The organism is Halomonas sp. MES3-P3E (assembly GCF_002836035.1).
Lineage (GTDB): Bacteria > Pseudomonadota > Gammaproteobacteria > Pseudomonadales > Halomonadaceae > Vreelandella > Vreelandella arctica.
Genome location: NZ_PJBT01000192.1, coordinates 32,526 through 57,274, shown reverse-complemented (window position 1 = coordinate 57,274; position 24,749 = coordinate 32,526). Strand labels below are relative to the sequence as shown.

The 24,749-nt window shown below is 53.1% G+C and carries 24 protein-coding genes; 14 read left to right on the top strand and 10 right to left on the bottom strand.

The window, feature by feature from the left end:
- The first annotated feature begins 3 nt into the window (after positions 1-3).
- From CXF87_RS20100 to CXF87_RS20090, 3 genes are all read left to right on the top strand, one after another.
- Complete coding sequence (locus CXF87_RS20100) at positions 4-594, top strand: TetR/AcrR family transcriptional regulator (protein ID WP_101147949.1); 591 nt, start codon at positions 4-6, stop codon at positions 592-594.
- A gap of 486 nt (positions 595-1,080) precedes the next feature.
- On the top strand, positions 1,081-1,953 hold the full coding sequence (locus CXF87_RS20095; protein ID WP_198556152.1) for a flagellar hook capping FlgD N-terminal domain-containing protein: 873 nt from the start codon (positions 1,081-1,083) through the stop codon (positions 1,951-1,953).
- A 160-nt stretch (positions 1,954-2,113) separates the two neighbouring features.
- A complete protein-coding gene (locus CXF87_RS20090) occupies positions 2,114-2,608 on the top strand; it encodes a hypothetical protein (protein WP_101147947.1) in 495 nt (164 codons plus the stop codon).
- Positions 2,609-2,757: 149 nt separating this feature from the next.
- On the opposite strand, the gene CXF87_RS20085 is transcribed toward CXF87_RS20090, so the two are convergent.
- A complete protein-coding gene (locus CXF87_RS20085; protein ID WP_008957864.1) occupies positions 2,758-3,258 on the bottom strand; it encodes an Lrp/AsnC family transcriptional regulator in 501 nt (166 codons plus the stop codon).
- 88 nt (positions 3,259-3,346) lie between these two features.
- On the opposite strand from CXF87_RS20085, the gene CXF87_RS20080 reads away from it, so the two are divergent.
- Positions 3,347-4,519, top strand: coding sequence for an MFS transporter (locus CXF87_RS20080; RefSeq protein WP_101147946.1), 1,173 nt, complete (start codon positions 3,347-3,349; stop codon positions 4,517-4,519).
- A gap of 91 nt (positions 4,520-4,610) precedes the next feature.
- Here CXF87_RS20080 and CXF87_RS20075 read toward each other — a convergent pair whose 3' ends face one another.
- Both CXF87_RS20075 and CXF87_RS20070 read right to left on the bottom strand, forming a co-directional pair.
- A complete protein-coding gene (locus CXF87_RS20075) occupies positions 4,611-5,561 on the bottom strand; it encodes a DUF808 domain-containing protein (protein WP_101147945.1) in 951 nt (316 codons plus the stop codon).
- A gap of 146 nt (positions 5,562-5,707) precedes the next feature.
- Positions 5,708-6,841 carry a Fic family protein gene (locus CXF87_RS20070; RefSeq protein ID WP_101147944.1) on the bottom strand — a complete coding sequence of 378 codons (1,134 nt, stop codon included), beginning with the start codon at positions 6,839-6,841 and terminating at the stop codon, positions 5,708-5,710.
- Between the two features lie 191 nt (positions 6,842-7,032).
- On the opposite strand from CXF87_RS20070, the gene dgt reads away from it, so the two are divergent.
- Positions 7,033-8,541 carry a dGTPase gene (gene dgt, locus CXF87_RS20065; RefSeq protein ID WP_101147943.1) on the top strand — a complete coding sequence of 503 codons (1,509 nt, stop codon included), beginning with the start codon at positions 7,033-7,035 and terminating at the stop codon, positions 8,539-8,541.
- 74 nt (positions 8,542-8,615) lie between these two features.
- Positions 8,616-9,263 (top strand): hypothetical protein, encoded by a 648-nt coding sequence (locus tag CXF87_RS20060; protein WP_101147942.1) that lies wholly within the window; start codon positions 8,616-8,618, stop codon positions 9,261-9,263.
- 187 nt (positions 9,264-9,450) lie between these two features.
- On the opposite strand, the gene guaA is transcribed toward CXF87_RS20060, so the two are convergent.
- The gene (gene guaA / locus CXF87_RS20055; RefSeq protein WP_101147941.1) at positions 9,451-11,028 is read right to left on the bottom strand and encodes a glutamine-hydrolyzing GMP synthase; all 1,578 of its coding nucleotides are present in this window, start codon (positions 11,026-11,028) and stop codon (positions 9,451-9,453) included.
- A 96-nt stretch (positions 11,029-11,124) separates the two neighbouring features.
- Positions 11,125-12,594 carry an IMP dehydrogenase gene (guaB, locus tag CXF87_RS20050; RefSeq protein WP_101147940.1) on the bottom strand — a complete coding sequence of 490 codons (1,470 nt, stop codon included), beginning with the start codon at positions 12,592-12,594 and terminating at the stop codon, positions 11,125-11,127.
- A 115-nt stretch (positions 12,595-12,709) separates the two neighbouring features.
- On the opposite strand from guaB, the gene CXF87_RS20045 reads away from it, so the two are divergent.
- Genes CXF87_RS20045 through CXF87_RS20035 form a run of 3 tightly spaced genes read left to right on the top strand, consistent with a single transcriptional unit; the run spans position 12,710 to position 15,682 of the window.
- Complete coding sequence (locus tag CXF87_RS20045; protein ID WP_232774973.1) at positions 12,710-13,357, top strand: DsbA family oxidoreductase; 648 nt, start codon at positions 12,710-12,712, stop codon at positions 13,355-13,357.
- 4 nt (positions 13,358-13,361) lie between these two features.
- Positions 13,362-14,705 carry an exodeoxyribonuclease VII large subunit gene (xseA, locus tag CXF87_RS20040; protein WP_101147939.1) on the top strand — a complete coding sequence of 448 codons (1,344 nt, stop codon included), beginning with the start codon at positions 13,362-13,364 and terminating at the stop codon, positions 14,703-14,705.
- Between the two features lie 44 nt (positions 14,706-14,749).
- A complete protein-coding gene (locus tag CXF87_RS20035; RefSeq protein WP_101147938.1) occupies positions 14,750-15,682 on the top strand; it encodes a hypothetical protein in 933 nt (310 codons plus the stop codon).
- Positions 15,683-15,760: 78 nt separating this feature from the next.
- Here the strand turns inward: CXF87_RS20035 and CXF87_RS21840 are convergent, their stop codons facing one another.
- The 4 genes from CXF87_RS21840 to CXF87_RS20020 form a co-directional block, all read right to left on the bottom strand.
- Complete coding sequence (locus tag CXF87_RS21840; protein WP_008959023.1) at positions 15,761-15,907, bottom strand: hypothetical protein; 147 nt, start codon at positions 15,905-15,907, stop codon at positions 15,761-15,763.
- A gap of 437 nt (positions 15,908-16,344) precedes the next feature.
- Positions 16,345-17,445, bottom strand: a complete 1,101-nt coding sequence (locus CXF87_RS20030; RefSeq protein WP_101147937.1) for a DUF3618 domain-containing protein — start codon at positions 17,443-17,445, stop codon at positions 16,345-16,347.
- Positions 17,442-17,879, bottom strand: coding sequence for a phage holin family protein (locus CXF87_RS20025; protein ID WP_008959026.1), 438 nt, complete (start codon positions 17,877-17,879; stop codon positions 17,442-17,444). Before CXF87_RS20025 ends, CXF87_RS20030 begins: the two co-directional genes overlap by 4 nt.
- Positions 17,880-17,902: 23 nt before the next feature.
- On the bottom strand, positions 17,903-18,514 hold the full coding sequence (locus CXF87_RS20020) for a hypothetical protein (RefSeq protein ID WP_101147936.1): 612 nt from the start codon (positions 18,512-18,514) through the stop codon (positions 17,903-17,905).
- A gap of 629 nt (positions 18,515-19,143) precedes the next feature.
- On the opposite strand from CXF87_RS20020, the gene CXF87_RS20015 reads away from it, so the two are divergent.
- The 3 genes from CXF87_RS20015 (at position 19,144) to CXF87_RS20005 (ending at position 21,725) form a co-directional block, all read left to right on the top strand.
- A complete protein-coding gene (locus CXF87_RS20015; protein ID WP_008959028.1) occupies positions 19,144-19,998 on the top strand; it encodes an SDR family oxidoreductase in 855 nt (284 codons plus the stop codon).
- A gap of 226 nt (positions 19,999-20,224) precedes the next feature.
- A complete protein-coding gene (locus tag CXF87_RS20010) occupies positions 20,225-20,479 on the top strand; it encodes a helix-turn-helix transcriptional regulator (RefSeq protein WP_008959029.1) in 255 nt (84 codons plus the stop codon).
- Positions 20,466-21,725, top strand: a complete 1,260-nt coding sequence (locus CXF87_RS20005) for a type II toxin-antitoxin system HipA family toxin (RefSeq protein WP_101147935.1) — start codon at positions 20,466-20,468, stop codon at positions 21,723-21,725. The genes CXF87_RS20010 and CXF87_RS20005 overlap by 14 nt, the downstream gene beginning before the upstream one ends.
- A 9-nt stretch (positions 21,726-21,734) precedes the next feature.
- Here CXF87_RS20005 and CXF87_RS20000 read toward each other — a convergent pair whose 3' ends face one another.
- Entirely contained in the window at positions 21,735-22,622 is an 888-nt protein-coding gene (locus CXF87_RS20000; RefSeq protein ID WP_101147934.1) for a MurR/RpiR family transcriptional regulator, read from the bottom strand.
- A 163-nt stretch (positions 22,623-22,785) separates the two neighbouring features.
- On the opposite strand from CXF87_RS20000, the gene CXF87_RS19995 reads away from it, so the two are divergent.
- Both CXF87_RS19995 and CXF87_RS19990 read left to right on the top strand, forming a co-directional pair.
- Positions 22,786-24,111, top strand: a complete 1,326-nt coding sequence (locus tag CXF87_RS19995; RefSeq protein WP_101147933.1) for an aspartate aminotransferase family protein — start codon at positions 22,786-22,788, stop codon at positions 24,109-24,111.
- A 44-nt stretch (positions 24,112-24,155) separates the two neighbouring features.
- Complete coding sequence (locus tag CXF87_RS19990; protein ID WP_101147932.1) at positions 24,156-24,722, top strand: carboxymuconolactone decarboxylase family protein; 567 nt, start codon at positions 24,156-24,158, stop codon at positions 24,720-24,722.
- Positions 24,723-24,749 lie beyond the last annotated feature (27 nt).

Here is a 24,749-nt window from a genome sequence, read left to right as displayed (position 1 = left end):
CGCATGACTAAACTGACTAACACTTCTGACGAAATCATCCGCTGCGCGCGCACCTTGATCATTGCGGGCGGATATAACGGTTTCAGTTATGCTGATATTGCCGACGTTGTCGGTATTCGAAAGGCAAGCATTCACCATCACTTTCCCAGCAAAGTCGATTTAGTCCGAACACTATTGCAGCTTTATCGTGAAGAAGCGAAAGCGGGGTTGGCTACAGTAAAAAGCTATAATACCGACCCAGCAGACCAACTGCGCGCCTATATCAACTACTGGACGGCGTGTATTGGCGATCCCACGAGCAGCTTTTGTGTGTGCGCATTACTCGCGAGCCAAATCCCGGTGTTACCCCCAGAGATTGTGGTTGAGGTGAGGGCTCATTTCCGAACGCTATCGACGTGGCTGGCCTCTGTAATAGAGGAAGGGGCGATGCAAAATGCCTTTTTACTTACCGGGACCGCGCAATCTGAAGCGGAAAGCTTCATGGCGGCCGTGCATGGCGCCATGCTGTCGGCAAGAGTCTACGGCGACGAAAAAGTATTTAGCGTTGTTACCGAACCCTTAATCGAACGACTTATCAATGATCAGGGTAAGTAAAAAGGCAGTTTTCATTTATCGACTTAGCCTACCTACTAGAAGGTAAATATCACTAACCACACTCCGATGGGTTCTCCCAATATATCGCATCCAGGGTAACTTCAATTCGTCCTTTCACCCTACCTTCTAGTAGGAAGCTAATGTGAAAAATATGCGAAGAATTCTATCCGAATCATTCTCGGCGCTACTGTGGGGATGAGCTAGAGAGGAGGATCGACGGAAGCGGCCGCTATGACGAAATGAACAGCGTGGACTAGATGGTATGGCACTTCGCTTCGTTGAGGCTATGGGTACACCACGAACGAGCCATTAATTTAGCAATAGGAGCGAGATGACGATTATGACTGGATATAACGATACGAATTTCCTCTTGCCAGCAAAGGAAATGCCATACGGCAGCGGCTTAAGCCTGCCCCTCGCGGTAGCTATCTTGCTGATTTCCGTTTTGCTAGCAGCATGTCTCATCAGTGCCAGGAGGTGGATCGCATGATGTACCCAATTAGCAGCTCACCCGTAGCAACAATGAAAACTTCCCACACGGGGACAACAAGAACCAGCGCCCATGGGCAAAGAGGGATTAAAGTATCAGAGGAGCCGTTCTTCCCCCTGCTGGCTGCGCAGATAAAACACCAAGATGCTCTTAAGCCCGTGGATTCCTCCAACGCAGTGTCGCAGCCCTCCTCCCTATCGGAGTTGGCTGCGTTTCAAGAGACTGATAGCACACAGGAACGCAGCGACAGAATCCCGCCCTCAGCGGAAAGTGGACAGTTTCTCGCCTTCCTGAACGAGCAGATAAAACACCAGCAGCTTCTTGAATCAAAAGGCTCCTTCGACTCAGTGTCGCAACTGGTCACCCTCTCAAGGTTGTCTATATATCACGATACGGGCAGAGCGCCGAGACAGTGCCATTCCCATCCAGGCAGCGGCATCTTTGATGCCAGTTGGCTCAATTGCGACACTATTGCGCTTCAGGCCACCACACCACCTCTAGAGGAAAGATATGCTGAGCAGTTTCTGAAGGGCGGCAAATGGGATGCTGACGTTATTTTCCTAGCGGCTGAAAAAACCGACCTACATACGCCCCCTCTTCAGGCGCCTGCAGCACTCGATCAAGCGCTCGCTTGGGAAGCCTTCATGGATGACGTTTATTATCCTGACCCGGTGAGTATCTCTATAAATTTGAGCCACGCCTGGGCCATTGGCGTGTGGATTCCGTTCTACAACCCCGCCCTACCCAAACGAACAGGCGCCAAATCGAAACGCCGGTCATCGCCTTCCCGCCTAACTGAGCATTGGATATCAAGTAGACACAACAGCCTGGAGCAAGACGAGCTGCCTGCTGGGCTTGCTGCTCAATGAAATAAATAAGATGGCCAACAGCACCTTCTCCTAAAACAGAAACACGCACTACCTCGCAGCAAAGCTGCGTCTTACTAACTACCTGCTACACACTATCCACTACACGCTACCTACTAGAAGATAGGTATAGAGTATTTTAAATTATCATAAGGAACCCTTTATGGACATTTCACCTCTTGGTTGGTTACACACTATGGGAAGCCTTCCGGCCATTCCTCTCGCTATCTATATGCTTGTTAAACATGGTCGAGTTGCCCCCAACACCAAGGCAGGTCGCGCTTATTTCTGGTTCATGTTGCTAGGCGCGCTCACGGTCTATCCTATTGCGCATCAGCCCATAAGCTCGATCGTTGCCACCATCACGCTCGGGGTGGTTTTGTTGGGATATGGTATCGCCAGGTGGCCCAAAACGAAGCGATTCGGCAAATATGTCGAAACTGTTTTACTGAGCATCAGCATTTTCATGTTAATGATCCCCACCGTCAGTGAAAGTTTGAGGCGGCTACCTGTCGGAGATCCACTCGTGACTAATCTGGATGACCCGCTATTGCTCGGCGTACAAAGCGTACTGTTGTTTGCACTCATTCTTGGTATTCCGTTGCAGCTGCGGGCGCTCTACAAACAACAAGCGCTTCAAAATAGGCTGAACAACTAAGGTAAATAAGTTCTAAGTTGCGTGGTTACCGACTCCCTCGGCTGTATCGTTCAAGGCGAGGGGTAGATCAGTGTCCTGCCAAGGGCACCACCTCAAAGATACTCTTCTGGCTCGCCGTCCCCCTTCCATCATGCTATCGAGCGGGCTACCTAATCTGGCGATGGGCCTCTTTCCAGGAAGGTTGAAAGCGCAATGTAGCTGCGGACAGACCTGACCCCTTCAAGGCTCTGAATCTCCATCAGGAAGTCCTCAAGCGATTCGGTGTTAGCAGCACGTACCTTAATGAACACACAGCCATCTCCTGCCACGGTGTGCAGCTCTTCTACTTCGGGTCTGTCGGCAAAGGCCAGTAGTTTGCGCGTGGCGCTGTAGCTGCTGGTATCCACCAGCAAGAAAGTCAGCAGCGTTCGGCCAAGCTTGCAGCCATCCAGTATGGCGACGGTGCCCTTGATGACCCCATCACGCTTAAGCCTTTTTACACGGTCATGCACAGCGGGGGCGGAGAGGTGCACGATTTTGCTGAGTTCTGCGTAGCTACGCGACGCATCTTCGGCGAGCGCGCCTAATATTTTTCGGTCAATTGAATCAAGTTCAGCCGGATGATGCTTTATCTGCCGAATAGCATCTGTTTCTTTATCTGACGGCACCATTATCGTTTTACCTCCGAATATTATTTTCAATAAAATAAATATAACCGAACCACATTCGATTGAAAATATCATTTACGGAGACACTATTATGCCATTAGCACTTTTCGCGTTAGCGATTGGCGCATTCGGTATCGGAATGACGGAATTCGTCGTCGCTGGCATCCTTCCCCAAATCGCCAAGGATTTCGGCGTCGATATACCCACGTCAGGTTTAATGGCCACCACCTATGCGTTAGGCGTGTTCGTAGGTGCGCCCATCCTGACGATTCTAGGCGCCAAGGTGCCACGTAAAACGATGCTTATTAGCCTCTCTCTCATCTTCACGCTAGGTAACGTGATCACGGCAGTGGCGCCGACGCTCCCCATCGCGCTGGCGGGCCGTATTTTAACGGCGTTCAACCACGGCACGTTCTTCGGCATGGGCTCCATCATCGCCGCCTCGCTGGTCGCGAAAGACCGACAAGCAAGTGCCATCGCCTTCATGTTCTCCGGGCTAACGATGGCCAACCTGTTCGGCGTTCCTGCTGGCACCTGGCTCGCGCAAGCCTACAGCTGGCGGCTAGTGTTCTGGTTGATCGCCGGGATCGGTCTTATCACCGTCCTCAGCATCGCGCTGCTAGTGCCCCAGATCAAAGCGGGCAAGGCAATCGCCTTGAAGAGTGAACTACGTGCCTTCGCAGACCCCCAGGTGCTGCTCGCCATGGGCATTACCGTCTTCGGCCCTGCCGCCTTCTTTACCTCTATTACCTACATCGCCCCAATGATGGTCGAAGAGGCAGGTTTTACCGACACTGGTGTGGCAAAACTGATGGTTCTGTTCGGGTTGGGTCTGGCGGTTGGCAACTGGATAGGTGGTCGCTTTGCTGACCGTTCACTTTTCGGAACGCTGTTTGTGACCCTTGCCGCGCAGGCGGCGGTACTTTTCGTCTTCTGGCTGGGCGTTGGGAACAGCGTTGTGGCCTCGGTCTCTGTCTTCCTTATGGCCGCCTTTGGCTTCGCCACCGTCTCCCCGATCCAGAAACTGGTGATGGACCGTGCCAGCCAAGCAGGAGCGCCCACCATGGCAGCGTCGGTGAACATCGGTATGTTCAACCTGGGTAATGCCATCGGGGCATGGGTGGGTGGCGCGACGATTGCCGCCGGGTTCGGTTTGGCCTCTCCAAACTGGGCGGGTGCCATCCTTTCGCTGATCGCTTTAGGCTTGGCTGTCATTGCCTGGGCGAGCGCCGGTCAGCAGTATTCAGCGGCACTGGCAAAGTAAGGTCACGAGAAATACCTTCACCCTATCTCACAAAAATGCCCGCCTTGATGGCGGGCATTTAGATGCCTGATACTTACTTCCCGGCGCGCACCTACTCGGCATGCGCCTTCTTGGTGGGAATGAGATGCAGCGCCCCCACCACCACCGAGCCCACCAAAAAGCCAATCACCGCAGAGCACAGCGTATTGAAGCTCCAGCCCAGCGTGCCGCCCAAGGCACCGGTGGCCTCGCTAATGCCTAGCTCAATATGGTGTACCCACTCATAGGGCGCGTTGAACCAACCCGTGCCATCGGCACCCAGATTGACCATCAGGATATGCCCGCCCACCCAGAGCATAGCGACGGTGCCCACGACCGAGATGGTCGCTAGCACCTTGGGCATGGCCGTCACCAGACCACGGCCCAGGGTCTGCATGCTCGAACTATCCCGCTGGGCGAGCTTCAGGCCGATATCATCCATCCTGATCAATAGCGCGACCACGCCATACACCAGAATGGTGATGAAAAACGCGACCACCACCAGGCTCGCCAGCTGTGACCAGAAGCCTTGATGGGAGACCGTGGCCAGCGCGATCACCATGATTTCAGCAGACAGAATCAGATCGGTACGAATGGCACCACTCACAATCTTCTTCTCGGCTTCCGGCCCCTGCTCTACCGCTGGCTTATCCTCATCATGCTTGCCGGAAAGTTTATGCCAGACTTTCTCCGCGCCCTCAAAGGCTAGGTAGGTGCCGCCTATCATCAGGATGATCGGCAATAGCGACGGCAAAAAGTGATTCAGCAGCAGCGCCACCGGCAGGATAAAAATCAGCTTGTTGCGGATCGACCCCAGCGCGATCTGCTTCACAAGCGACAGTTCACGCTCCGCTGCCACCCCCTGCAGATATTGCGGCGTCACTGCCGTATCATCCACCACCACTCCGGCCGCCTTCGCCGTCGCACGCCCAGCGGCGGCACTCACATCGTCCAGTGATGCTGCGGTCAACTTCGCCAATGCGGCAATGTCATCCAGTAATCCTATCAAGCCGCCTATGGCCATGGATGCTTCCTCCGTGAATAACAGTTGCAGATAGTAAAGCACACAGCGGCTGAGTTACCTTCAAAGAGTTTTGAAGCAAAGGCTTTCACTTGCTATTGGTCGATTTTCAATGCAAGCGATATGGCCTCAATGACAAAGTTCACTACTTACTGAGTGCCTTCATGAGCTTGCCCAAGTAACACCTGATAGCGCGTACTGCGCCCACCACCGGGGAGCTTGGAAAGGCAGCCTTTTTCCAGCAGCTCTGCCAAATCCCGCGTTGAGGTGGCTTTACTTACTTTGGCCAACGATTGGTACTTACGCGCATTGATGCCCTGCTCAAACTCTTCCCCTGCTGTATCCAATAAGCGGTTCAGCACCTTGATTTGCCGTTCGTTCAGCACGGTGGTGGCATGGCGCTGCCAGAAGGTGGCTTTCATTAACACACGGTCGATCCTTAACAGCGCCTGCTCAAGCGCCTCTTTCAGCGTGTCCAGAAACCACAACAACCACGGCGTAATATCGAGGCTGCCTTTCTGAGCGCTTTCAAGGTGATCGTAGTAAGCGTGGCGGCGCGCCATGATGGCCGCGCTCAAGGAATAGAAGCGCACGGATTGCCGCTCTGCTTGCGCAAGCGCACGATCTGTCACCGCGCGCGTAACACGCCCATTGCCATCATCAAAGGGGTGCAAGGTAATCAACCATAGATGGGTGATGCCAGCGCGAACCAGCCCATCAAGCCACGATGGTGGATGGTTGAACCAAGTAATAAAGGCATCCAGCTCAGCCTCCAGCTGCCCACGGGGCGGCGCTTCAAAATGCACGTTAGGCTGATCAAGCCGCCCCGACACCACTTGCATGGGGTGATCGCCACGCAGCTCGCCTACACGTACATTGCCAAGCACGCCGGGGCCTTGCACAAAAAGCATGGATTGCCAGAGGCACAACTGTTCGCGGGAAAGCGGCTCATCCAATTGATGTGTGGATTGCAGCAATAGCTCGACCAGCGCTTCAGACTCAGGTGTTGTTCTAGCGGAAACACCAGCCTGTTCTAATCCCAACTGGCGAGCAACGGATGACCTCACAGAGCCAACGTCCAAACGCTCGCCTTCGATTTCGCTGGTACGAATAGCATTCTGGATCAGCGCATCCATTTCCACGTCCAGATCGGCCTGGCCGTGGACAGCCTCGGTTTTACCCAACACCCTGCCCTGCAGTAACCGCACGGCATCCAACATAGGTCGAAGAACGGATTCGTCCCACTCAAAATGTGGCCAATGTTGCTGTTCCCAGATATACATGAGCCGTTTGCCCCACCTATTCAGATCATATTATGAGCCGATTATGGTTTATATTCGGCTCATAGGCTAGTCGGAGGACTACGCAGGCGGCGGAAAAGGCGTTGAGCAGGGTATAAACATCCAGCTATCAAAATATTGAAATTGAAACCCAAAGCATGGTAAGAATAGTTAATCTAATATAAGGAAAGAAAATGTCAAAAAATATAGATTTTAAAAAAAGAATTAATGCTTTAAGGCCATATGAAAGAGTAGCTAAACAGCCTTGGCAACATGACGACTACCTTGAATATGTTACTAGGCAAATGGAAAGTGACCGCGGTAGAATCATTAATTCACCAGCGATAAGAAGACTTCAGCAGAAAACTCAAGTATTTCCACTTGAAAGAAACGCCACAGTCAGAAGTCGCCTGACTCACTCTTTAGAAGTACAGCAAACAGGACGCTTCATCACAAGGACTATTTTCACAAAACTCTCAGAACTAGGTTTAACAAAACAATATGGCCTAGATGATTTAGAACGAATACTAGAAAGTATCGTAGAGATGGCATGTTTAAGCCATGATATTGGCAATCCACCTTTCGGTCATTTCGGTGAGTATGCCATTAATTCATGGTTTGATAAAAACATTGAAAAGATCAATCATTTTGAAAGCAGCAATCAAAATCTTATAAAAAAAATGGTTATTGATTTAAAAAATTTCGAAGGGAATGCTCAAGCTATACGTTTGGTTAACAGCCTACTAACGCTAAATTTGACCTACACTCAAACAGCATGCCTAATAAAGTATGTGAGGCCGGCTTACCTTGAAAAGCCTGAAAAAAAGTCACCCGGTGCTTATTTACGTAAAAAACCTGGATTTTATCTTTCAGAAGAAAAATTTGTAAAACAGCTATGGTCTAAACTAGATATGCCAGAAGGTGCACGCCACCCTGCCACCTGGATCATGGAAGCGGCTGACGATATTTCTTATGGACTTGCGGATATTGAAGATGCTGTCGAAAAAGGGATTATTCATATACCTCAGCTAAAAGAAATGTTAATCGAAGAATTTCAAAAAAATGGAGATGTTAACTCTAAGGCTTTCTCCACCCCTATGGCAGGAGAGCAAAGTTTCAGAGAAATAGTGGAATATGCCGACAGAAGATTTAGCGCCGCAAACATAAATCAAAATAATGAGTTTTTCCTTTGGCTAAGAGTAAATCTAATACACTCTCTTGTTCAGCACGCAGCCCAACGTTTCATTGACAACATCGAACATATTTATACGGGAGATTTTGATGAAGCGCTAATGGAAGACAACTCTCCAGGTTCTCATGCAATAGAAGCACTAAAATCTGTCGCCATAAAAAAAGTATTCAACAACAAAGAAGTAGAAACATTAGAACTTCAAGGCTATAGAGTTATATATGGCCTAATCGAAATATATAGCCCATTACTAAAATGTAGCCAAGAAATATTCAGAAGAATTATAGATCAAGAGAAAGGGACAGATTCTTACTTAAAAAAACTGGCTAGCAGACTAGCGGAAAGACATGTCAAAGCTTACAAAAAATCCATTGACGAACTGTCTCTTAATGACGATTACAAATCCTGGGAAATATATTATCGCTGTCGTTTAATCCAGGATTTTATTAGTGGAATGACAGACCAGTTTGCTTATGATGAGTACAGAACGCTGACGGTAGCAAGTGATAATTAATTATTATACATCTCATTCTGACTTAGCCGACAACATTTAAACTGATCTAAAACTAAAAAATAACTAGGGAAATTATGGAAAAGCCTCCTAAAAAGGAAATCTTCGGAGATTTCTCACAATATGAAAGAGCCCGGCGAGACCTTTATGAAATTTGTAACTTTTTATTTAAATTTCCGAGAGAGCGTGAAAATGAAAGAAACTTCCTGCTCGCTGCCATAAGAAGAACTCTTTCTCTTGAGGAAGCTTTTATACAAGCCGTTGAAGCCAGAAATGGGCAAATGGCCATGACACTTATTCGCCTTAACTTAGACACACTTGCACGTCTTTATGCAATTTATTGGGCCGAGGAAACAGAGGGCATGACTGCAGAGACATTCGCACAAAGCGTTGCAAAGGGTACAAACATCAGAAACATGAAGCTTCGAGGATCAAAAAATAAAGCTACAGACCGATGGTTAATTGAACAGATTGAAGGGTTAGGAGCATGGATTCCAGATGTTTATAAAAGAACATCAGGAGCCATTCACTTTTCAGACTTCCACATAACACAACTTCTCCAACAAGCTAAACCAATTAACAGACAAGACGACGGTTCGCTTCATGTTGAGTTATCTCTAGGCCCTGGCGAAAAAAATGCAGATCCGGAACTTTACCGAGAGTTGAAGCAAGCCTTTCTACACATATCACTTATGCTGGTCGCAGCAATACAGCACCGCTCTTAGCTTACAAAACAGTAGGTTGCAAACATTTTAAGGTAGAAACATTAGATCACCCTAAACCAGCTTATAGGGCTACTTTCACTCTCAACTTTGCTAATCTTTGCTAAATCATGAACCAAAAAAAGCCCATTAAAACATGGGCTTGATTCGATTTTTTGCTAGTCAGCACCAGTTAATGCGCAACGTGTAATCACTCCCACTCAATAGTAGCAGGCGGCTTGCTGCTCACATCATAAGTCACCCGCGAAACCCCTTCCAACTCATTGATAATCCGGTTGGAAACCTTCTCCAGCAGCTCGTAGGGCAGGTGCGCCCAGCGGGCGGTCATGAAGTCGATGGTTTCGACCGCGCGTAGCGCGATGACCCATTCGTAGCGGCGGCCGTCGCCTACTACACCTACGGATTTCACCGGCAGGAACACGGCGAACGCTTGGCTGGTTTTTTCGTACCAGCCAGAGGCGCGCAGCTCTTCTATGAAGATAGCGTCGGCATCGCGGAGGATGTCGGCGTACTCTTTCTTCACTTCACCGAGAATACGCACACCCAGGCCGGGGCCGGGGAACGGGTGGCGGTAGACCATATCGTAGGGCAGGCCGAGTTCCAGGCCGAGTTTGCGCACTTCGTCTTTAAACAGTTCGCGCAGCGGCTCGACCAGCTTGAGCTTCATGGTTTCCGGCAGGCCACCTACGTTGTGGTGGGATTTGATCACGTGCGCTTTGCCGGTTTTAGAGGCGGCGGATTCGATCACGTCCGGGTAGATGGTGCCCTGGGCCAGGAACTCGACGCCGTCGATTTTGCTGGCCTCTTCATCGAACACGTCGATAAAGGTGTTGCCGATGATTTTGCGCTTGGCTTCCGGGTCTTTCTCGCCTTTCAGCTTGCCGAGGAACAGGTCTTCGGCGTCTACGCGGATCACCTTCACGCCCATATGCTTGGCGAAGGTTTCCATGACCTGGTCGCCTTCCGCTTTACGCAGCAGGCCGTTGTCAACGAACACGCAGGTCAGCTGGGTGCCAATGGCTTTGTGCAGCAGCGCGGCCACTACAGAAGAATCTACACCGCCGGAGAGGCCAAGCAGAACATGGCGGTCGCCCACTTGCTCGCGCACGCGCTGTACCTGGTCTTCGATGATTTGTGCGGGCGTCCACAGTTTTTCGGCTTTACAGATATCCAGCACGAAGTGCTCGAGAATGCGCTGGCCCTGCAGGGTGTGGGTCACTTCCGGGTGGAACTGAACGCCGTAAAACTGCTTCTCTTCCCACGCCATGGCGGCAATCGGGCAGCTCGGCGTGGAGGCGGTCACGGTGAACGCGTCGGGGGCTTGAGCGACTTTGTCGCCGTGGCTCATCCATACGTCCAGCAGGGCTTTGCCGCTTTTCGCGTCTACGTGGTCTTTGATGTCTTTGAACAGCGCGTTGTTTTCGTCGATCTGAATCTGCGCGTAGCCGAATTCACGCTGGTTGGAGCCTTCTACCTTACCACCTAGCTGCTCGGCCATGGTCTGCATGCCGTAGCAGATACCAAACACCGGCAGGCCCATTTCAAACACGCACTGCGGCGCACGCGGGGAGTCCAGTTCCGTCACGGATTCCGGGCCACCGGCCATGATAATACCGTTGGGGTTGTACTCGCGGATCTCTTCTTCGGTGATATCAAACGCGCGGACTTCGGAATATACGCCGATCTCGCGAACGCGGCGGGCGATCAGTTGGGTGTACTGCGAGCCGAAGTCGAGAATCAAAATCTTATGGGCGTGAATGTCACTCATGGCGGGGTCTCGGTTAAGCGGTGTGGGTGCCGCTGGTAAGGCCAAAAAGCAAGCGGCGGGGCAATGCCCGCCGCGCCATATAACTCATCTTGCTGGTTAGCTCACCCGGTAGTTGGGAGCTTCTTTGGTGATCTGCACGTTGTGGACGTGGGATTCGTTAAAGCCAGCGCCGGTAATCTGTACGAATTCCGGCTTGGTGCGCATTTCCTGAATATCGCGGCAACCGGTGTAGCCCATGGAAGCGCGCAAGCCGCCCATCAGCTGGTGAACGATGGCGCTCATCATGCCTTTATAGGGGACGCGGCCTTCGATGCCTTCCGGCACCAGCTTCTCGGCACCTTCGCTCTTATCCTGGAAGTAGCGGTCGGCGCTGCCCTGGTTCTGGGACATGGCACCCATGGAGCCCATGCCACGGTAGGCTTTGTAGGTGCGGCCCTGGTAAAGCTCGACTTCACCCGGCGCTTCTTCGGTACCGGCCAGCAGGCCACCGACCATCACGGCACTGGCGCCCGCGGCAATCGCTTTGGCCAAATCACCGGAGTAGCGCACGCCGCCATCGGCAATCAGCGGAATATCGAACTCTTTGAGCGCTTCGGCCACGTTGGAAACCGCGGTGATTTGCGGTACGCCAACACCGGCGACGATACGCGTGGTGCAGATCGAGCCGGGGCCGATGCCGACCTTAACGGCATCCGCACCCGCTTCGGCCAGTGCTTTGGCAGCGGCGCCGGTGGCGATGTTGCCGCCAATCACCTGAATGGCCGGGAAGTTCTGTTTGATCCAGCGTACGCGATCAATCACGCCTTGAGAGTGGCCGTGGGCGGTATCGACAATGATCACGTCCACGCCTGCTTCAGCCAGCGCCGCGACGCGATCCGGCGTTTCCGGGCCGGTGCCGACCGCCGCGCCGACTAACAAACGGCCGTCGCTATCTTTTGCGGCCATTGGGTAGGTGCGGGCTTTTTCGATATCCTGGAAGGTGACCAGGCCGCGCAGGTGGAACTCATCATCGACGATCAGCATTTTCTCGATGCGGTGTTCTCGCATCTTGGCTTTGCTGGTTTCGAGATCGGTACCTTCTTTGACGGTAATCAGCCGGTCGCGCGGCGTCATGATCGCTTCTACACTGTCGCCGTGGTTAGGCTGGAAGCGCATGTCGCGCTCGGTCACGATGCCTACCAGAGTTTCGCCTTCTACCACGGGGAAGCCGGAGAAGCCGTACTCCCGCGCCATGGCGAGCAGGTCTTCGAGTTTGGCCTTGGGGCTCACGGTGACCGGGTCTTTCACGATCACGCTTTCGTGCTTTTTGACCTTGCGCACTTCAGCGGCTTGCTGGGTCATGGTCATGCTTTTATGGATGATGCCAATGCCGCCTTCCTGAGCCATCGCAATCGCTAGACGCGCTTCGGTAACGGTGTCCATCGCAGCAGAAAGTAGCGGAATGTTGAGCGAGAGATTGCGGGTCAGGCGGGTTTTGAGGCTGACATCCTTGGGGAGGACATCGGAGAAGCCGGGAACGAGAAGAACGTCATCGAACGTAAGTGCTTCTTGGGCCATACGTAGCATAGCGGCAACACCCTGATTGAGAGGAAGTGGGGCGTGAAAGGTTAATCGCCTATTATAGCGTTTTGAGGGGTGCTCCAGCAATGCAGTCAGGCTGTTGTGCTTATACCAATTGCTAATGACGTTTAATGTTAGGCTGCTGAACTGGACATTTTACGACGCGGAGGGCGTTCTGTTGCCTCAGGAAATCATTGTATATACTGACTATGTTTGCCCCTTCTGCCTGCTGGCGGAAGAGGCGATTGTTCAAGCAACCGACGGTATGGATGTAGAAATCCGCTGGCGGCCTTTCGAGCTGCGCCCTGCCCCAGTGCCTACGCTGAAGGTGGAAGACCCTTACCTGCCCCAAGTATGGCGCGATTCGCTTTACCCCATGGCGGAAAAACTCGGCGTGCCCATTACGCTGCCCAACATTTCCCCGCAGCCACGTACGGATAAAGCCTTTGAAGTGTTTGCCATGGCCGAAGAGCAGGGATTGGGTCACCCCTACTCCATGGCGGCCTTAAAAGCGTTTTTCCAGCAGGAGCGAGACATTGGCGACCCTGAGGTATTGGCCGATATTGGCGAGTCGGTAGGCCTGGAGCGCCAAGCGGTGCTGAATGCCCTGGCCGAAGGCCGTTACCGCGAGCAGCACCAAGCGGCGCAGCGCCACGCGGTGGATGAAGCACGTATTCAGTCGGTACCAACGCTGGTGATCGATGGCGAAGTGATTCAGGGCGTGCCCGATCCTGCGGCGTTAAAACGTTATTTATTAGAGCGGGCGTAACTCTATGGCCTCCCCGACTCCCCAGGCACTCTCCGTCAGCCAACTCAACCAGCGCGCCAAGCAAACCCTTGAGCGCGATGTGGGCGAAGTGTGGGTAGAGGGCGAGCTCTCTAACGTTTCCCGCCCGGCCTCTGGGCATGTCTATTTCACGCTGAAGGATGACCGGGCGCAGATCCGCTGCGCGCTGTTTCGCCAGCGGGCGCGGTTTGTCTCGGCGCCGATGCGCGATGGCGATCAGGTCAAGCTGCGTGGGCGTGTGTCGCTGTTCGAGCCCCGCGGTGACTACCAACTGATTGCCGAGGCCGTGCAGGCTGCGGGGCTGGGGGAACTGCTGGCGGCGTTTGAGCGCTTGAAAGCGCAGCTGGAAGGCGAAGGAGTGTTTGCCAACGCCCGCCCGCTGCCCTTCCCGCCCCGCAAGCTGCTGATTTTGAGCTCCGCCACTGGCGCGGCGATTCGCGATGTGCTGGCGGTGCTGGAAGCACGCTGGCCGCTGGCGGACGTAACGTTGATTCCAGTGCCGGTGCAGGGCGCAGAAGCGGCACCGGCGATGATCTCTGCGCTGGCGTTGCTTAACCGTCAGGCGCGATTAGACCCCGAGCGGGATGTAATCTTGATCACCCGCGGCGGCGGTAGCCTGGAAGATTTATGGGCGTTTAATAACGAGCACCTAGCACGGGCGATTTTTCACTCCCGGCTGCCGGTGATGTCGGCGGTAGGCCATGAGGTGGATATTACGCTGGCGGATTTCGCCGCCGATATGCGTGCGCCCACGCCCTCTGCCGCGGCCGAACGCTTAGTGCCGGATCAGAACACCCTCAAGCGCCAGCTAGAGCATCAACACAACCGCCTGCAGCGGGCCATGCAGGCGCGACTGGAGCGCGACAGCCAGCGCCTAGATACCCTGCGCGCCAAGCTGCGCCACCCTGGCGAGCAGCTCAATCGCCAGCGCCAGCACTTAACCGCCCTTGATCAGCGCTTGAATCGTGCCATGCAGCAAACGCTCAGCCTGCAGAAAGCCCAGCTCACACAGCTAAGCAGGCGCTTGGCCAGCCAGGATATGACGCGGCTGCATCGTGCAGAAAGCGAGCGGGTAAGTCAGCTTCAGCGCCGCTTGGGCACCGCCATGCAGCGCCAGCTCGAAAACCGTCAGGCACGCTTAACCAGTGCTGCACGGGAGCTCAATGCGGTCAGCCCGCTGGCGGTATTGGGGCGTGGCTACGCGATTGCCCAGGATGAGCAGGGCCAGGTGATTCGACGCGCGGAAGATACCCAGCCCGGCCAGAAGCTGAAACTGAAGCTAGGTGAAGGCAGGCTAAGCGTGGAAGTTAAGCGGCGTCTAAAGACATAAGCCAAATGGCCGATACCTTATAACAATGAGAAGAGGCCATCGCCATGAAGATAGGATTTTCGTTATTTACACTGATTAACCAGCGCCAGGATAAGCCACAGTTTTTAACGCCTACTCGTGTCGCTCCCCAAAAGAGCGAGCCCGCTGAAGACGACCCGTTCACTAAACGTCTTAAAAAGCAGCAGGAAGCGTTGGAGAGCTTGGCGTCTTTACCTTCTCCAAAGGAAGCCTCCCAGCAGCAGGCTACCGATAAAGTGGGCTTCCTGCGGCAGCGGATTGAAATGCTGAAAGCCATGATGGCCTTCGCCTCTCCTGAACAGCTTAAAAACATGGCCAAGGAGCTCAAGAGCATCGCCCGTGAACTTGCCGGTGCGGCTAAACTATTGAGCAATCAAGGTGGCGGCGGTGCTGGCATGACCGCTATCCCTTCAATGGTTCCAACAGCAGCAGCGCCAACAACAGTCGCTCAAGCCAGCGGGGCCGATTCAGCTGCGGCCCAAACGGGTGGCGATGAGAGCGCTGAGGCAACGGTGTCGAGTGACGCGCAGCAAGCCGAGGCCAATGCGCAAACAGCAGAGGAAGAGGCGGAACAAGAGGCCGAAAAAGCAGCGGGCGAGCCTGAAGACGATGAATCCAGCGAGCTCGGCTTATTACCTAGCCTACCCAGCCCCATTCAGAATGAAGACAACCGCTCGAAATCCAATGGCGCCAGCGCTAGTGAACATGCACTACGCGGCGTACTGACTGACGCCCAGAAAGCGCTTCGCGAAGCGGTTAACGAACTCAAGATTCGGCTGAGTGAAGAAGACAAGGAAGCTCGTCGTGAGCTAAAGAAAGCGGAAGAAGCCATGGAAAAGACGGATCAAGCGGTTGCAGCCTCCTCTTCTGACGCCCTCTACTCCTCATTGGGGCAGTTGCTGCCTACCTCGTTAGGTGACGTTTCCGTATCAACGTCGTCTATCAACATCGAGGTTTAGCGTTAAATGAAAAAGGCGCTACTCATCAGTAGCGCCTTAGCGGTATCAGCGCTGTTATCAGCAGCGCTCAAAGCATATTCAGTGACCTTTTTTCTGGTCATCCTTTGATTTCTGGCTGTCGGAATCGGGGTTAACGTGATGGGTATCCGGCATTGGATTGGCATCATCGTGGTGATCGTCGCGGTCTTTAGGCGCTTTTTTGTCGTGCTCGGAGGCTTGAGTCATCGCTTTTTCCTTATGGTGAGGGTCTGGGTTTCCTTATTGCCCTGGCTATCTCAGCCAACCGGGCTCCTTGAATAGCGTGATAAACGCAAGAATGAAGGCTATCAATCTCACCTCCTATCCAAGCTGCTTTTACTGTAGCTGTTACTGACTAACTTGCAATGCAGCAGCGCGGCGTCCAACCAATCACCATTTTAAATATAACCATTTAAAAACAGACAGTTGGATAATTAATAGCGTATTAAACGGACCGTATTGGGAATCCCAATAATGCTTATGGTTTGCCGCTATCGATTAGCGCTGTTAGCGGCTTTTGTGCTGGCTTTTTATGCCGACTGTTCTAGCCAAACCGTTCTTGCTAAACCGTCCCTGCTAAAAAGCAGTGGCCGCATTAAGCGGCCACTGGTTTCACTCATTTTTTATCAGCCATATCAGCAATGTTAGGGCGTGTGGTTAGTCCCCGACCCTTGGGTGTTGCCGGAAGGTGTGCTCGACCCCGCCAAGCCCTGGCTATGTTTCTGATGGTCATGTTTCTGGTCATGGCTCTCAGGTGCAGAGCGCTCCGTTGTGGGCGTTGGGGTGGGTGAGCCTGCAACTCCCGCTTCCTGATGCTGTGGGGCGTTTACGTTCGCATCATTAGCGCGATGGGAATCGCCCTTAGCAGATTCGGCTTTTTCATGGATCGTATGCTGAGCCTTATCCGCTTGCGCTTGCCCGGTTTCGGCAGCCTTATGCATAACGCGGTCGCGATACTCACCCATGTACTCATCCTCTTTCTTGGTGGCGGGGAAAATACCGCCTAAGGCGGCACCCAGCGCAAACCCAAGTGCGCCGACCACTAGCGGATGATCCTGGATAAAATCGGAGGCTTGGCTCCCGGACTGGTGAGCACGGTGCTCCATATCGTGCATGCGATCGTGAGCACTGTGCTGAAGATGGGATGAAGAATTGCGCATATTATCCCCCATTTGGTGAGCCTTACTGCCCCATTGCTGTGCGGTGTGCTTGGCTTTTTCGCCTAAGTGTTGGGCTTTGCCTTTGGCACCGTCTTTCATGCTGCTGGCACCTTCTTTCGCCCGGCTCATACGGCCTTGACCATCGCTATGGCTTTCTGAACTACCGCTGTAGGTGGGCGTTCCAGCGTTGGGATGCGTGCCTTCATGCACGGGTATACCTGGCGCGCCATGGGAGCCGCTTGTGCCCGATGAAGATTGCCCGCCGGTGTAAAAGCGCTGGTCGATATCAGACGCGTACTGCTGCTTGTGGCGCGCCTCATTTGGGTGACGCTGGGCCAGCATTAACCAGCCAAGACCGGCAGTGGTGACCAGAAACGGCAGCGAGTTCTGCTTAATGGTGGTGCCTAAATTAGACACAAATTCGTTAGCGCCTCCATGGCGAATATACTCATAGGAGGTATTCAACAGCTGCTGAGGAGAGAAGCGCTCTTCGATTTCATGCAGGGTAGAATCAAGGCGCTCGCGCGATTGATTGATATCCTTTTCAATCTCTTCGGGACTGCGCTGATGGTCATGATCCGTCATTTCAACTCCTCCTTGACGTTGTGCTGATGCTGTTTCGCCGTTGTTTTGTCGCTTTGCAAACTATGCATCGTACGGCTGGGCATCAAATTACGCGCCTGCAGTTTCTTCTGGCCCGCTTTAAGCATCATCACACCGATAACCGACACAACGACGCCGACAATCAACGCAGAGAGCCACGGTGTGGTCTCGGGCGGAAGCACCTCATTAAGCAGAAAGACTAACGCTGCCAACAGGGTTAAAAAGCCGCCCATCAGTACCGCACCGGCCATCGCAATCGAAGCGATGGCGCCCATCGCTTGATGGGTTTTCTCGGTCATCTCGGTCTTGGCGAGCGCGGCTTCGTTGCGCACCAGCGAGCTAATTTCCTGCATCACCGTCGACAGTAGCGTACCGACCGATGAACTTTGCGACGTGGGTTTGTTATCCGAATCCATTCTATGCCTCCCTGGCCCTTACGTTAGGGCATTCCATTTTCTCGACCCGATGAACCTACTGCTCCATTACCGGCAACGGAGCTGCCTGAAAGACTTGATGATTGGCTAACTGGTGACGCCTGCCCGGCAGGTACGTTTTCCTGCATCGGAAGACCCGTTGCGCGCTCGTCGGTGGTATTTGAATAACGTGAGTGCGAATCGTCATTATGTGAGTGCTGGCTAGAACTACGCAGAAAGCGGGAAGCTAAAAAGCCAGCGGCAATCAGGCCGCCTACAAACAGCGCGGGCTCACGACGGCTAAAGCTTTGCGCTTCATTACATACAGTACGTAAATCTTTATCGCGCAATGAGCTGGAAAACCGTTCGGTGGTATCAGCAAACTTTCTCGCTTGTTTCGAGAAATAGGGCTGCTGTTGGTTATCGAACTCATCAGCCATTTTTTGCAAAACGCTGGTGAACTTGTGGGACTGTTCTGCCGCGCTATCGCGCTGTTGATTAAAATAGCTTTCAGCTTGATGATGGGCCGCATCACTCACCTCATGTGCGGTATCGCGTCCTTGCTGTTTGAGCGACTCCGTTGAGTGGCTTGTCTGGTTGGGTGCGCCTGGATTGGGCTGCTTTCCTTGATCGGTCATCTGTCACTTCCTCCTTGTCGTCTCACTTGTCAGCATCCGTGGTGAAACACAATCAGCGTCACTGCGAATCTATCGGGTGCACCTCATTAACGCTACGATGTTAATACCTAATACGTTAATAAAATTATGCACTTAGAGAAAATAAGCACTTATCCTAGTGAACTTATTCTCATCCTCCTTAATAGATTGATTACCTTCCAAAACATAGTGCTTGATATAGCGCTTATAAAAGTTAGTCTTTTAAAGCCTAGCTCTTTTAAAACCGAGCACCTCTAAAACCGAGCACTTTTAAAACATAGCGCTCTTTCTATTATTGTCAATTTATGCGCGCCGCCATTTAAAAACCCATTTATTTACTTAACATAGGTTATTTATTTATCAGAATGGGGTTTTACCTTAACGCCTGTTATCGAATCTCAGCTAAATCCCTGAAATCTATAAAAGTCCATTAATTAACGGCGGCTTGCTTGTTTCTACGCCTTTGGTCTACGTTGAAGGTTGGCGAATATTCGAGGAGTGAATATTTGCTGTTTGCCTTAGGTGTTAACCATCAATGTTAACCATCAGTCATAGGTAGTAACCATCAGTTTGAACGACACACATCCGTGCCAACAATGGAGTGACCGCACATGAGTGATCAAAAGCAACCTCCCCAGCATCAAGATAAGCAGCCGGGTGATGAGTACGCGATGCACCCGGAGCCTGAGTACATTCGCGAAAGCTACCGCGGCACTGACAAGCTGTTGGAAAAAGTCGCGATTATTACCGGCGGCGACAGCGGCATTGGTCGTGCCGTGGCCGTGCACTATGCCCGCGAGGGCGCGGACTGCACGATTGCCTATTTAGACGAAGATAAAGATGCCGAAGAGACCAAACGGTTAGTCGAAGCGGAAGGCCGCCGCTGCTTGGTGTTAAAAGGCGATGTGGCTGAACCAGACTTTTGCCGCGATATTGTTAAGCGCACGCTCGATCACTTCGGCAAGATTAATATTGTGATCAATAATGCCGCTGAACAGTATGATTGGGACGATATTACCGAGATCCCCGATGAACAGCTGCTGCGTACGTTTCAGACCAACATTTTCAGCCATTTCTATCTCACCAAATCTGCCCTGCCGCATCTCGACAAGGGCGATACGATCATCTGCACGTCCTCTATCAACGCCTTTAAGGGCAACGCGACGCTGATCGATTACACCGCTACCAAAGGCGCTATTCAGGGGTTGGTGCGCTCGCTGGCGATGTCACTGATGGATCGCGGCATTCGCGTAAACGCCGTGGCGCCAGGGCCGGTGTGGACCCCGCTGATTCCGGCCAGCTTTGAGGATGAAAAAGTAGCCTCATTCGGCGGTCAGGTACCGATGAATCGCGCAGGCCAGCCCAGCGAAATGGGGCCTGCGTATGTTTATCTGGCCAGCGAAGAGTCTTCCTACATGAGCGGCCAGACCATGCACCTCAATGGTGGCGTGATTTTAAACACCTAAGCGTTTGTTATTCAGATATAGCGCACACATTAACGGGGCGGCCTTGGGCTGCCACGTTAATGCGTTTCGTATAAAATCACTGACCACCGAAATATTCCCGTTCGGTAATATTTCCTTCCAGAAAGCCTCTCTAATCACTGAAAGTTACCGATCGGGAATAATCATAGCGTTTTGATCACTAATATGGTCTATCATTACCGTACGGTAATTTTATCGGACAGTCGCTATGACCTCCCAGATAGAGAGTGCAAAACGTATTCGCAGCAGTGAAGAGCTGGGCAAGCTAGTTCAACAAACCCGGCGTGATCAATCATTGCTGCAAAGTGATATTGCCGGGCTTGCGGGTACAGGCAACCGCTTTATCGTCGATCTTGAACGCGGCAAGCCAACCCTGCAGCTACAAAAAGTACTCGATGTTTTGGATCTAATGGGATTGGAAGTGATTATACAGCGCAAAGGGAATCACCATGGCCGCCCATAGCGAAGCGCTTGACCTGTTCTGGGGGGAACTGCATGTCGGGCGTTTGCATAACACTCAGCCGTTGCGGTTTGACTATACTCAGGAGTGGCTAGCCAATAACCAAGCGAATAGCCTTTCGCCCCAGCTACCGCTGACTCAACAACGACATAGCGGCGATAGTGTGCTGGCCTACTTCGAAAACCTACTGCCTGAGGGCGAACTACGTCGCTATATTGAGCTACGCCACCACACCACCACTGTTTTTGGTCTTTTAAAGTCGATTGGCGGTGATACGGCGAGTGGCTACACCCTACTCCCGCAAGGTGAAACGCCTCGACCAGCCAGCTATCGCAAGACGGACTGGGAAGCTATAAACGACTTTCTGCATAATGAAACCCAGGGTGAATTAACCGGGCAACTTGCTCCCCAAGCGCGAATTTCATTAGCGGGCGCTCAAAATAAACTGCTGCTAATGGTACTCGCTGATGGCAGCCCGGCGCTGCCTGAAGGGGCCGCGCCTTCAAGCCATATTTTGAAACCGGATATCCGTGGTTTGAAAGGCGTGTGGTGTTCTGCGCTTAATGAAACGCTCTGTATGCAACTAGCCGCCGCGTTAGCGCTAGGGGTAGCTGAAGCTACCTTCCAGCCTCAAACACGCGCCTGTTTAGTTAAGCGCTATGACCGGTTTTATGATGAGCACGGCAACTTACAGCGTTATCACCAGCTAGATATTTGCCAATTAGCAGGGACACCTTCCACCCTCAAATACGAAAGCGACGGAGGGCCTGGCCTCATTGAGTGTCGGCAGTTACTTCAGGCGGCGGGTGTTCCCGCAAAAGACCTGCTGCGTTTTTCGCAGTGGTTTTTTTTCAACCTGTTTATTGGTAACAATGACAGCCACGCCAAAAACCTCTCTATATTGCAAACGCCTCAGGGCGTTCAACTAACCCCGTTTTACGATCTCATGTGCACGACGCTCTATAGCGGTCTCTCGAACCGCTTTGCATTTCGAGTGTCTGGCATTGATCAGCCCGGCAGTATCGAACGCTCACACCTTGCTTCTCTCGCCCAGGCGTTGGGATTTAAACCTGCATACTTCATGAGCTTAGGCGCACGTCTCGCCGATGAAATACTCAGCGTTTTACCCACTGTGATAGAGGCATTGCAGGAGGTCGCAACGCCAGGTACAGAGCATGTATTGTTAGAGCGCCTGTCTCGGCGCATTAAACAAAACTGCCAAAAAATGACAAAACGCTGGTCGGTTTAAGTCAGCTTCTCACCGCCGCATGGGGATAGCCGTCGCATAGGTATTGAGATGCAAGAGGTGTTCATCCGCTTGCTGCAACGCCTCTAGCGTTTTGGGCCGATCGAACTCCGCCAATAAGCTGCAAAGCACTTCGGAGACGGCTAATGCCGGGGTTAGCGTATGGAAAAAGCTATCGCTTTCTGTGGGGCAAAAAACGGCCTGCTCTGACAGCGCTACCAGCGGCGAGACTTCACTATCAGTAATGGAAACAATGCCTACCCCCTGCGCTTTTGCCAACTGGGCCAGTTCCAGCGCCCCGGTTGCATAAGGTTTGATGGAAATAACGAGCAAGACATCCTCAGAGGTAGCGCGGATTAACGCGTCTCCGCCGGTTCCTCCAGGCCCATCCAGGTGCACCGAACGCTCGCCTAGCAGGGTCATCACGTAATGGAAGTGCCAGGCAACGGCATGGCTGGAACGTAAACCCAGCACGTACACCTTTCTCGCTGACTTTAGCCTATCGGCCGCCGCTTCCAGCCGCCGTAGCGAATCGGGCTCACACAGCTTTTCAAGCTGGACACTTAGCCCCTGAAGCATATGCGAGGCGATATCGCTTACTCCCCTTTCACTGCCTTCATCCACCCGCTTTTGAACCTTGGCCGCAAAGCCATCGCCCCCCTCGCGTAACGCCGCGGCATACTGCGCCCGCAGTTCGTCGTAGCCTGGCAACCCCAAGAATTTAGCCAGCCGTGTCATGGTGGCGGGTTGTACAGCGGCATGGCGCGCCACTTCGCGCATGGACACCAGCGCCACGTCCTGCGGATGCTCAAGAACGTAGCGCGCGGCCTGCTGCAGCTGTGCAGACATGGCATCGTACTGGGCAATCATCTGCTCTCTCAGCGAATCGCTCGGCTGCATAGTCGTTGGCTCTGTGAAGAAATAAGGGTTGGCTCTGCGAACAAATGATCTATATGTTTCATATGTTATTTTAATGATTTATTTGTTGCAAATATCTTTGTGAGTATGTCAATCTCATTGTCATGTGAGCTGCTCACCGTTTTGATCATGAGGAAAAGAGACTATGACGCGTATTCTTCACCGCAGTATCGGCGCGCAGTTGCCTCATGCTGCATCAGCACAGGGAGTCTATATCACGGATACTACGGGGCGCCGCTATCTGGATGGCTCAGGAGGCGCTGCGGTCACCAGCGTCGGTCATGCCCACCCGGAAGTGCTGGCTGCCATGCGCTCACAGATCGATAGCCTCTGTTACGCCCACACTTCATTCTTCACTACCGATGCCGCCGAAGCGCTAGCCGAAAAGTTGGTGGATTTGGCCCCGGACGGGTTGGATTACGTCTACCTGGTGTCGGGTGGGTCAGAAGCCGTTGAAGCGGCGCTGAAAATGGCCCGGCAGTACTTTGTCGAGATCAATCAGCCTCAGCGGCGGCATATCATCGCCAGACGCCAGAGCTACCACGGCAATACCATCGGCGCATTGGCCACCGGTGGCAACGCCATGCGGCGCCAGCAGTTTCAGCCCATCCTGCCAGAAACCCACCATGTATCGCCTTGTTATGCGTATCGCGATAAGGGCAGCGATGAATCGCCCGAGGCCTACGCGGCGCGGCTTGCCGACGAGCTCGAGGCAAAGATTCTAGAACTTGGCGCCGACGAGGTCATGGCCTTCGTTGCCGAACCCGTCGTTGGCGCCACCTTAGGGGCGGTCGCCTCCGAGGCGGATTACTTCAAGCGCGTGCGTGCCATTTGCGATAAATACGGCGTACTGCTGATTCTCGACGAAGTGATGTGCGGCATGGGAAGAACCGGCACCGTCTTCGCCTGTGAGCAAGATGGAGTCGTCCCGGACATCATCACGATCGCCAAGGGTTTGGGTGGCGGCTACCAGCCGATCGGCGCGGTGATGCTATCGGCCAACCTCTACGCCAGTTTCGCCAATGGGTCTGGGCTTTTTCAGCATGGCCATACCTATCTTGGCCACCCTGTGGCTGCCGCAGCCGCTAACAAGGTGGTGGAGATCATTGCCCGGCCGGAGACACTGGCGAATGTTAATAAAATGGGCATGAGATTGCAGAGCGGCCTTGAAGCGGCGCTCGATGCATCGCCCCACGTGGGCGATATTCGCGGCAGGGGCTTGTTTCGCGGTATCGAGGTTGTCGCGGATAGGGAAAGCAAAACGCCTTTTGACCCGGCTCGCAAGCTTCACGCTAAGATCAAGCGGCAGGCGATGGCGCGTGGCCTGATCAGCTACCCGATGGGCGGCACCATTGATGGCATTCACGGCGACCATATCCTGCTGGCACCGCCTTATATCATTGCGCCTGACGAAGTAGATCTGATCATTGAGCGTATCGTCGGGGCCATCGACGCCGCCATTGCAGAGTAATAACACGACAACTATCTGAATAACGATCTAACTGGAGTTCACCCATGCCACCGTCCCCCTGCCCGCCCATTTCTGACGCCAACTGGCCTGAGGAGATCGCTGACTTACGCGAGGGCTTTGCTGGCGCGCTCAATGTGTATCGCACCATGGCCCATCACCCGGCTTTGCTTAGCGCCTGGGCGCCCTTGCGCCAACACGTCGTTAAGGAGAATGCGTTAGGCCCAGCGCTGACCGAAGTGGTGATATTACGCGCGGCTCTGCGTATGGGCTCCGCCTACGAGTGGGCCCATCATGTGAGCCGGGCGCTCGCCCTGGGGTTCTCCGAACACCGCATTACGGCTATTCGCGGTACACCCGAAGGCATCGACGGCCTTATCGTCAACGCTGTGGATGCGTTATTCGATGAGCGCATGCTAGCCAAGGCGCAGGAAGCAGAACTTGCCGAGGCGATCGGGCGTAAGGCAGTAATCGATCTGATCGCCATGGTGGGTTTCTATTCGGTGCTGGGCTACCTGCTCAACACCTACGACACACCGATCGATGAAGCTGTTCAACAAGAAGCGCGACAACAGCCGGCGATGTTTTCGCTGATGCCGCGTGAAGCTAGTTGATCCAACCCGTTAATCCAGCGCTGTGAA